Annotated in this window: 8 protein-coding genes and 1 pseudogene; 7 read left to right on the forward strand and 2 right to left on the reverse strand. The window is 37.4% G+C overall.

Annotated elements, in window-relative coordinates; all coding sequences use genetic code 11:
- Positions 1-41: 41 nt before the first annotated feature.
- Both JCM21531_RS23045 and JCM21531_RS15935 read left to right on the forward strand, forming a co-directional pair.
- Positions 42-1,031, forward strand: a complete 990-nt coding sequence (locus JCM21531_RS23045; RefSeq protein WP_243467843.1) for a tetratricopeptide repeat protein — start codon at positions 42-44, stop codon at positions 1,029-1,031.
- The gene (locus JCM21531_RS15935; RefSeq protein WP_243467844.1) at positions 1,019-3,211 is read left to right on the forward strand and encodes a tetratricopeptide repeat protein; all 2,193 of its coding nucleotides are present in this window, start codon (positions 1,019-1,021) and stop codon (positions 3,209-3,211) included. Before JCM21531_RS23045 ends, JCM21531_RS15935 begins: the two co-directional genes overlap by 13 nt.
- Positions 3,212-3,461: 250 nt before the next feature.
- Here JCM21531_RS15935 and JCM21531_RS15940 read toward each other — a convergent pair whose 3' ends face one another.
- Both JCM21531_RS15940 and JCM21531_RS15945 read right to left on the reverse strand, forming a co-directional pair.
- Complete coding sequence (locus JCM21531_RS15940) at positions 3,462-4,208, reverse strand: type 1 glutamine amidotransferase (protein ID WP_038291309.1); 747 nt, start codon at positions 4,206-4,208, stop codon at positions 3,462-3,464.
- Position 4,209: 1 nt separating this feature from the next.
- A complete protein-coding gene (locus JCM21531_RS15945; RefSeq protein WP_038291311.1) occupies positions 4,210-5,613 on the reverse strand; it encodes a MurT ligase domain-containing protein in 1,404 nt (467 codons plus the stop codon).
- 314 nt (positions 5,614-5,927) lie between these two features.
- Between JCM21531_RS15945 and murA the strand changes: the two are divergent.
- From murA to JCM21531_RS15970, 5 genes and pseudogenes are all read left to right on the forward strand, one after another.
- Positions 5,928-6,860 (forward strand): annotated as a pseudogene (murA, locus tag JCM21531_RS15950) (UDP-N-acetylglucosamine 1-carboxyvinyltransferase); the annotation flags it as partial.
- A 13-nt stretch (positions 6,861-6,873) separates the two neighbouring features.
- Complete coding sequence (locus JCM21531_RS15955) at positions 6,874-7,734, forward strand: cell division protein FtsQ/DivIB (RefSeq protein WP_038291313.1); 861 nt, start codon at positions 6,874-6,876, stop codon at positions 7,732-7,734.
- Positions 7,735-7,749: 15 nt separating this feature from the next.
- Positions 7,750-8,127 carry a small basic family protein gene (locus JCM21531_RS15960; protein ID WP_038291314.1) on the forward strand — a complete coding sequence of 126 codons (378 nt, stop codon included), beginning with the start codon at positions 7,750-7,752 and terminating at the stop codon, positions 8,125-8,127.
- A 168-nt stretch (positions 8,128-8,295) separates the two neighbouring features.
- On the forward strand, positions 8,296-9,513 hold the full coding sequence (gene ftsA, locus JCM21531_RS15965; RefSeq protein WP_059387194.1) for a cell division protein FtsA: 1,218 nt from the start codon (positions 8,296-8,298) through the stop codon (positions 9,511-9,513).
- A 331-nt stretch (positions 9,514-9,844) separates the two neighbouring features.
- On the forward strand, positions 9,845-10,277 hold a 433-nt coding region (locus tag JCM21531_RS15970; RefSeq protein WP_038291315.1), incomplete at its 3' end, for a cell division protein FtsZ.

Below are 10,277 nucleotides of genomic sequence, written 5' to 3' on the forward strand. Positions count from 1 at the left end.
AAGATGAATACACACTTAATAAGTAAAGGCAGGTCATTATTTTGGGAATTTTCAATATAAATGAATTGTTTGGAAATAGGAAAAAGAAAGCTGAAGAGTTTTTCAAGCAGGGAGATGAACTGTTTCTAAGCAATAAGTTTGCCGAGGCTATAAACTACTATAAAAAGGCTATAAAAGCTTATAATAGATACTTTGAAGCTTATGTAAATATGGGTTATGCGCTAATAATACTTGAAAAATATGATGAGGTCATAAAGTATTGTGACAAAGCTTTAGCTCTTAATCCGGAAGATGCTTCAGAATTATATTTTGTTAAAGCGGAATGCTTAAAGAAAATGGACAAATATTCCCAGGCCTTACAAAATTACGTAAAAGCAGTTAACATTAGAATGAGAACTCTTTATTTAATTCCTATGGCAACTCTTCTTTACGATATGGAAGAATACGATAAGGCTCTTGAGATATTTGATTCTCTTGAGGCGGTAAATCTTGAGGATAAAAATGATCGTGAAAAAGTCTTTCTTTACAAAGGAAAGACTATGGAAAAGAAAGGCAATTTAAAGGAAGCTATATACTACTTTGACAGGGCTCTTGAGATAAATCCCGGAAATGCGGAAACATGTGATAAAAAAGCCTCTTGTTTGTACCGGCTTGGAAGTGATACCGGTGATATGAAGCTTGTGGAGGAGTCAGTAACATATTATCAAAAAGCTTTGGAGGTAGACGAAGAATATTTGCATTCGTTAAATGGGATTGCGATTTCTTTTGAGGTACTGGGAAAGGCCGATGAAGCGTTGATTTATTATGATAAAGCACTTAAAGCATATCCTGATGTTGTCCTTATCCATTACAATAAGGCAAATTTGCTTATGAGTTTAAAAAGATATGAAGAAGCTTTGTATCATTATGACATGGCTATACAAATAGATCCGTTTTATTTTGATGCATATATCGAAAAGATAGAATTGCTGTGCAAGATGGGAAAGCCTGACGATGCCTCAATACATCGGATTATGTTATGGAGGTTTTGAATGCTTTTGATTTCGCAGACTGGAATGGGAAAATGTGCACATTATTAAAGTGCAAAGGAGAAGTGCTTTGCGCTATGGATAGATATGATGAAGCCATAGAATGCTACAACGAAGCTCTTATTATCGATAATAACAGAGCGGATGTCTATTTGAAAAAGGGAGAAGCTTATTATCACTTTGAACTGCCACAGCATGCAATCTATATGTACAAGGAGGCTCTTCGGGTAAAAAACGACTGCTATGTGGCCTATTTTTTCATAGGGGTTACATACAAGGAATTAGGTGAATATCAATCGGCACTCGAAGCTTTTAACAGCTATATAGATGCTGTACCCTATGTGCCTGAGGCTTATATAGAGAGAGCTGAAACGCTGCATTTATTGAACATGTATTTCGAGGCAAAGAATGATTGCGACAAAGCCCTTGAATTAAGGCCGAATTTTTGGAGTGCCTATTATAGGAAGGGGCTTATTTTATGTGAAATTGGTGAGTATGAGGAGGCAATAGAAAATTTTGAAAGGCTACTTGACAACGAAGAGTTTTCTGATATTGCCGGATATTTTAAGGGAATTGCACTAAAAAATCTTGAAAGGTACGAGGAAGCATTAGAATGTGTGGATAAATATATATCAAAAAATTCTGAATATAGAGAACCCTATCTTGAAAAAATTGATATTTTAATTGCTATTGAAGATTATGAGAAAGCCCTTGAATTTTGTGACCTTCTTCTGGACAGGGATGCTAAAGATATTGGTGCTTTAATAAAAAAGAGCGGTGTCTTTTACCGGCAGGAAAAATTCGAGGAGGCTCTTAAATGTATCGAGGATGCTTTAGCTGTATCAGACGACTATCCTGCTTTGTACTACTACAAAGGGGAAATACTGAGAAATATGGGGAAACCCGAGGAGTCTATTGAGTATTTTGACAGATATATTATGAAAGTTCCCGACCAACCCAATCCTTATATAGGCCGGGCAAAATCTTTGTACGCAATGCAAGAGTATGAGGAGGCTTTGGACTGTTGTGAAAAGGCATTAAGTATTGATGATAAGTACATGGAAGGCTATTATTCAAAAGTACACATATTAATGCAGATGAACAGGTATGAGGATGTTCTTGAGGTGCTCGATAGGATAAAGGAACTTGAAGAGGATTTTCCGTTTTTTCACTATGAAAGAGCAGAGGTCTTCAAGAGAATGGGTGATTACGAAAAAGCGCTGGAAAACATCGATATTTATTTAGAGAAGTTTCAGGATGACGGTTATGCTCATGAAAAAAGAGCCAATATTTTGTTTGCCTTGGGGCGGTTTGATGAGGCTATAGAAGAATGCGACAAGGCCATTGAATTTGAGCCTGAACTGTCAGATGCATACTACGGTAAAGGCTATATACTTTACTATACGGGACAGTTTGAAGAGTCTATAAGCTATTTCGACAAGGTAATTGAGCTTTATCCTAAGGGTGCTTACGCTTATTACAGCAAGGGAAATTCTCTTAAATATTTAGGAGATTTTGAAGGCGCTTTGGAAAACTACAACTATGCAATAAATTTGTGGCATGAGTTTGCCGAATGTTATTCTGCTATTGGTCACCTTTATTTCATTGTCGGAAATTATACAAACAGTTTAATTTTCTACGATAGAGCAGAGAGCCTAAAACCGGATTATGTTTATTCATATATAGGAAAATCGCAGGTGTATATGGCATTGGGAGAAATGGAAAACGCCATAAAATACAGTGAAAAGGCATTAGAGATATCTCCTGACGATGCAGAAACATACAATAATAAGGGGAAGATTCTCGGATACTTTGGAATGTTTGATGAGGCTGTGAGTTGTTTTCAGGCTGCAATAGAGCTAAATGCCAGTCAGTCGGAATATTACTACAATTTAGGAAATGCCTATCTCATGATAAATGAGTTTGAAAATGCGATAGCAAGCTATAACAAGGCAATACACATATATCCGGAATACGAAGCTTCTTATGTGGGAATCGGCAAAGCACAGATGTGTCTTGAAAATGTTGAAGAGGCGCTAGAGAGTTTTGATAAGGCTATAGAATTGAATCCCCAATATGCTGAGGCATATTATTTTAAGTCCGAAGCCTTAAGGGTATTGGATGAAGATGAAGAAGCTCAGGAATGTTATGAAAAAGCATTGGAACTGGGCTATAATGCTTAGATAAACTTAATAATTTATATTTTTGAAAAGAGTTTTATTGTAGAGATACTTACTGAAATTTGCTAAATTGTGTATTTGCAGTAGAGTGTTTTTGTAAAAAAATTTGAAGCGAATTTTGGTAAGTATTATTTTTTTGCATGTGCAAATGAACTTGGGTGGTTTTGCAAAAAGAAGTCGCCTTTTTTTTAAATACAACTGTTCAAGCTACAAGCTTGATGAAATAACAGGGTGACCTTGCTACTTATCAAGGTCACCCTGTTATTCTTTTAACCATTGTATCATGGGCCAAGTTTTCAAATTCGTCGTCAATACTTGAAAGCGACTCAAAATCTTTGTATTTTTGCTTTAAAGCAATTGAAATAAGATGGTCGGCCAAAGCCGGGTTTTTAGGGAGCAGACTTCCGTGGGAATAGGAACAGTAAACATTCTTGTAAATTGCTCCTTCAAAACCATCTTCTCCATTGTTTCCATAACCCTTTACAATCTTGCCTAGAGGCTTTACTTCAGGTCCTAAATAGGTTCTTCCCGAATGATTTTCAAATCCTACTATTTTTCCGTCATAGTTATCATTTTTTAGAAAATCGCATTCAAACACAAAGTTTCCGATCATTCTTTCCTTGCCGCCTACGGTCCACAAATTAAGAGCATTTAGAAAATGAATTTCCTTGCCGTCCCAAGTCTTGTAATAACTGCCCAAGAGCTGGTACCCGCCGCAAATAGCTAAAAATACCTTATCATTTTTTACGGCATTTCTGATTTCCTCTCCTTTTTCGTTTAGGAGGTCGTTTTGGATCATTTCCTGTTCATAATCCTGACCGCCGCCTAAAAATATAATGTCGTAAGCTTCGGCATCAAACTTGTCGCCAATGGATATGTCTGAAACATTTGCGTTTATTCCGCGCCACTTGCAGCGCATTTTTAAAGCAATTATATTTCCCCTGTCGCCGTACAAATTCAAAAGATCAGGGTATAGATGACAAATATTTAGCTCATACATATTATTTCCAGAACTCCTTTAAACCGAATTTTTTCTCCAAAAGGCTTCTTACTTCAAGCATTGCAGTATAGGTGGGCAGGATGTAAAGATTCTGTCCCTCTAAAGTTGCGTCCAAAGCTTTATTTAAAAGCGTTTCATAGTCCTTTTCAATCTGAATTTTATCGCTGTGTATTCCTGCATATTTAAGCCTTACGGCCATGTCTTCTGCACGAATTCCTGAAGCATAAAAATAAGATACATTGTCCTGCATTTGCTGAAGCTGCTCAAAATCAACATCCCAGAGCCAGGAAATATCTGTACCGTCTGCAAGGCGGTCATTTATAACAAAGGCTATTTGGGTATTTTGCTTTTCCGTGAGAAGATAGCTCAAAACCTGATTAAAGCCTGTAGGATTTTTAACCAGTATTACCTTTATGGTTTTACCCTCGGTTTCGATAGTTTCCATTCGTCCGAAACCGCATTCGAAGCTTTCCATGGCTTTCACAAGGCTGTCCGGCGAAAAACCAAATAGGTGACCGAGGGACGCTGCAGCCAGCGCATTATATATGTTATATAGTCCCGGAAGATTAATCCTGGCATTGTAAGACACAGGCTCTTCATTGCCCTTTATAGGACTTAACGAGAATATAATATCTGAGTACGAAGTATTAAGCTCGTTAATCTTTACGCATGTTACCTTGGAACTGGGGCGCATATATCCGCAGTTGGGGCAGGAAAATCCCCCAAGGTGGCCGTAAACATGATAGGAGTATTCGTATTTGCTTTTGCAGTAAAGGCAAATACTTGCATCACTGTTTACAACAGTAATGTTGCCAGTGTATGCTTCATCGGAAAAACCGTAGTATACAACTTCTCTGTCCATATTGTGACCTAAGGATGCGCACAAAGAGTCATCGGCATTTAAAACCAGCTTAACATTGGGCGATTTCTCGATACCTGACCTGACATTGTTTAAAGTGGTATAAAGCTCACCGTATCGGTCCAACTGGTCCCTGAAGAAGTTTGTTACTACCAAAATGTCAGGCTGAACATAGTCGGTTACCACATTAAATGCAGCTTCATCAACTTCCAACAATGCTGTGGAAGTTTTGCTCTTTCCCCGAATATCTACAGATTCGATAAAGGTGGTAATAACACCGCTTACCAAATTGGCTCCGGATTTGTTGGTGATATATTCTATATTGTTTTCCTCCAGTAATTTTCCGATTATACGTGTAGTGGTGGTTTTGCCGTTTGTTCCTGTAACCATTATAATTCTAAAATCTTTTGAAATTACTTTCATTATGTCCGGATAAATTTTACGCGCAACCTTTCCGGGAAGGGAGGTTCCTCCGCTTTTTAAAATTCTGAGTGCAAAAATAAGGAGTTTTGTAATTATTATTGTAAAAGTAAGTCTTATATTCATTTGTATCCCTGCTTTTTTGATGTATTTTTGCTTAATTTCTTTAAAATTATAACACAAAGAGTTTTAGTTATGAACAAATATTTTTCTTAGGGAAGTATTTCCCTAAATAATTAATTGATATACCCGTTTATTCGATATACTTAGTGAAAACTCCACCATTAAAAAACATTTGATACATAATTTTTTAAATGATAAAATAATGATTAAAGAGTGTTTAATATATTGATTTACTGCTGATGCAAAGAAATTTTTCTCTAAACGGAAATTTTCTTTAGAATTTGAAATATTATAATTTATATCTATGGTACAATAAGGTTAGCCACCCGGGTGGGTGTGAAATAGGTCCGCGCCCCATCGACCTTCATCTCAAAGCTCTTAAACGGATGGGGGTCAAGGTGCACGATGCACATCACGGTTTTTTATACTGCGAAGTGGATAAAATCAAGGGATGCGAGATTCAACTGGATTTTCCGAGTGTAGGAGCCACAGAGAATATTATGCTGGCAGCGGTATTTTCCGAAGGCGAGACTGTTATACGGCATGCCGCCAAGGAGCCTGAAATCGTAGACCTTCAGAATTTTCTTGTAAAAATGGGCGCAGACGTGTCAGGTGCAGGGACCAGTACTATAACGATAAGAGGTACGAATAGAAAACTTAATAATGTTGAGCACACTGTTATTCCTGACAGAATAGTAGCAGGTACATATTTGGTGGCGGCAGGGATTACAGGCGGAGACTTAAATCTAAAGAATGTTATGCCGGAACATATAACGTCTATAGTGTCATATCTTCGGGAAAGCGGCTGCAGGATCAATATAAAACGAAATAATATTCATATTTCGGGTCCCAGCAAGCCGAGGGCTATAGACATAATCAGGACTCTGCCTTATCCGGGCTTTCCCACCGATATGCAGTCGCAGTTTGTTTCTCTGCTTTCGGTTGCCAGGGGAACCAGCATTGTAGTTGAGACCATATTCGAAAACAGATACAAGCATGTTGAGGAATTATTAAGAATGGGAGCAGACATAAAGCTGGAAGGAAGACTGGCAGTAATAAAGGGAGTAAAAAAGCTTACCGGTGCAACGGTTGCAGCCAGGGACTTAAGAGGAGGAGCTGCATTGGTTCTCGCAGCGCTTGCCGCTGAAGGCACTACAATAATAAGCGGAACAAAGCATATCGACAGAGGTTATGAAAACATTGAAGAAAAGCTTTCCATGATTGGAGCTATAATTAATAGAGAAGAATAAAGGGGTAAGTCTATTGAAGATACAGGAGATAACAACCGGTGCAGAGTATCAACCGCTAAAAAAATACAAAAGAAAAAAGAAGAAGAGAATTCTGTCTTTTTTCAAGTTTCTATTGTTTCTTGTAATTTTGACGGCGATTTTAGTGGGTGTGGGTCTGTCACCATTATTTTCTGTAAATAGGATTGAAGTTTATGGCAATAAGCATTATAATAGCAGTGAAGTGATTGAAGCTTCAGGTTTGATAGTGGGTAATAACTGGTTTAGGTCCAACAGTGTGAATCTAAAAGGTATTATTACTTTTAGGTCAATTGATGCTGAAAAGCTGTTATTGCAAAGGTGCCCATATCTAAAGAGCGCGATAGTGAGAATAGACTTTATGGGCGTGGTCCGTATAGAAGTAACCGAAAGAGAGCCTGTGGCTTTGGTGCCTTATATGGGTTCAAACCTTGTGATTGACAGCGAGAGCTTTGTTCTTGCTTTGAGCAGCAATGCGGAGGAAGAAAAGCTCCCTGTCATAAAAGGTATAGATTGTAGCGGCTATTCTTTGGGACAGCCTTTGGCGGTGCATGATCCTAAATACATGGATGCTTTTCGAAGGGTAATGGAGGTTATTACTTCCGCTGATGTCAATGCCGGGGAAAGGGGAAGAGAATTCGGCATTAAAGATATAATAAGCTATATTGATGTATCTGATCTTGATAATATTAATCTCTATCTTGATTCCAGGTTAACGGTTAATCTTGGGAATTATAGAGAGATAAGCGAATATAGAATTAATTTTTTAAGAGAGATTTTTTACTTCCAATTAACAAAGGAAGATAAAGGATTATTGGATTTTACCTCGGGTGATTATCCAAGTTTTATACCAGATTAGAGAGGGAGGAGCAGAATGATTCCTTTATTGGGTTTAATAGTCGGAATTTTGATTGGGGTGTTTATCCCATATAGTATTCCCGAGCAATACTCAAGTTATGTAGCGGTAGCTATTTTGGCGGCTTTGGATTCGGTTTTCGGTGGTGTGGTTTCTACCATGCAAAAGAAGTTTAATATGGGGATATTCTTGTCGGGCTTTTTCGGTAACGCCCTTTTGGCCGCTGCGCTTACATATATAGGGGACAAGCTTGGAATACAGATTTATTTTGCTGCGATATTTGCTTTTGGAAACAGGCTGTTTTTAAATTTTGCAGTTATTCGAAGATTCCTATTGAATAAGTTCACCAAAAAAGATAATATAAAAGATAATATGATAGAAGCAAATGAAGTTTAAAATATTTTGACATTACATAAATGATATTATATAAAATAGAATCGAATAAGATGTCCGGTTTTGAAAAGTAGAATTTTTACGATGTCAAGGTAAATAATAATAGGAAATTGCAAATAACGTATCGCACTTGGTTGTATTTATGCTTTGGCATACAGGAGGTTTACATAAGTGGACGATATAATAAGCTGTATTGATATAGGCACTACAAAAGTTTGTGCTATGGTGGCAAAACTTGATGAGAACGGTAATGTTGAAGTATTGGGCAAGGCAACGGAACCGTGCAGTGGAGTAAAGAAAGGCGTGATTGTTGACATAGACAGTGTTTCAAATGCTTTAAAGAGTTGCATTCAAAAAGTAAGGGCCTTGCTTAATATTGATATTGAAAGTGTTTATGTGAATGTTATGGGTTCACATGTTGACGTATTTTGCAATAAAGGCTCAGTTGATGTTTCAAGGCAAGATCATCAAATTACATCAGCAGATGTCCAGAAAGTATTGAAAAAGGTTGAGGATGTGAAGCTCCCTGAGAATGTTCAGATTATTGATGTTATTCCAAGGCAGTACATTGTGGATGGCTGTGACGAAATAGTTGACCCTGTCGGAATGGCCGGGGTAAAGCTTGAGCTTGAAGCGGATGTTGTGGTTGGGAAAATCACTACATTTAATAATATTGTAAAAAGCCTGGAAAATGCCAATGTCAAAGTAAATGGTTTTATTGCGGAATCGTTGGCAGTGGGAGATTTGGTTTTAAATCCTGAAGAAAAAGAAATAGGTGCAATTCTTATTGATGTGGGCGGAGGAGTAACAAATATATCCGTGTATAAGAACAAGTGTCTTTTCCTGTATGATTCCATACCCGTTGGAGGAGACCATATAACGAACGATATATCCATAGGACTTAAGGTATCATTAAATGATGCTGAAAAATTAAAAAGGGAATATGGTTTGGCTCTTACTTCGATTATTAGCAACGACCATGACATAACAATAAATGAAATCAGTGAGAACACTAAAAGAACGATAAAGGTTTCGGAAGTTGTTGAAATAATCGAGGCCAGGGTTCAGGAAATATTCTCGCTTTGCAGGGAAATGGTTGAAAGAGAGGGTATATTAAACGGTTTTACCGGAGGAGTTGTGCTGGCCGGAGGAGGCATCTCATATATTGACGGTTCTATTCAATCAGCAAAGGAAATCTTTGGATTGCCGGTCAGGGTAGTATCTTACAAGTCATTGGGAGTAAAAAGTGCCGAACATGTAACTGCAATGGCAACAATTAGGTATGTGGCAAACAGGATTAAGTCCGAGACAAAAAGCGGCGGTACTAAAAACAACAAGCCCAACAGACAAAAAGCAAAAAAAAAGAATTTGGCTTTCTCAAAAAAATAGTCAGTCTTTTCAACGGATTATTTTGACAGATAAGTTCTATTTTCCGAATACATATTTTTATAAATTTTGAATATAATTATTTTAATTATATGTTATATATTTTTAGATTTTTACCGATTAATATATCAAGTTAAATCCAAGATGTATATTTTTAGTTATAAATATTGGATGCAATACTTAAAATACAATCTTGCGCAATCTCCAATATTAATATATTATTAAGTATTGAGGGAATAAATGTTACCCAATAATCGACTCTGAATGATATCTTTACAAATTGGCATAGAAACAAGGCTTGGCTATTACGAATGAAAAAGAAGGGGGACTTAACTTGCTGGAGTTTGATATTGATATGGAACAATTTGCCCAGATAAGAGTTGTAGGTGTTGGTGGCGGAGGAAACAATGCTGTTAATAGAATGATAACTGCAGGACTGCGTGGAGTAGAATTTATTGCAGTAAATACTGATAAACAGGCTTTATTTTTATCAAAAGCAAACACAAAGATTCAAATTGGCGATAAATTGACAAAAGGCCTTGGAGCGGGAGCAAATCCCGAAATCGGTGAAAAGGCTGCCAATGAGAGCAGGGATGAAATAGCACAGGCAATAAAGGGTGCGGACATGGTTTTTGTAACCGCCGGTATGGGCGGAGGAACAGGAACCGGGGCTGCTCCTGTAGTTGCTGAGATTGCCAAGGAAATGGGTATTCTGACCGTCGGAGTAGTAACAAAGCCCTTTATGTTTGAAGGAAGGAAAAGAATGC

This window comes from Acetivibrio straminisolvens JCM 21531 (assembly GCF_000521465.1).
Taxonomy (GTDB): domain Bacteria; phylum Bacillota; class Clostridia; order Acetivibrionales; family Acetivibrionaceae; genus Hungateiclostridium; species Hungateiclostridium straminisolvens.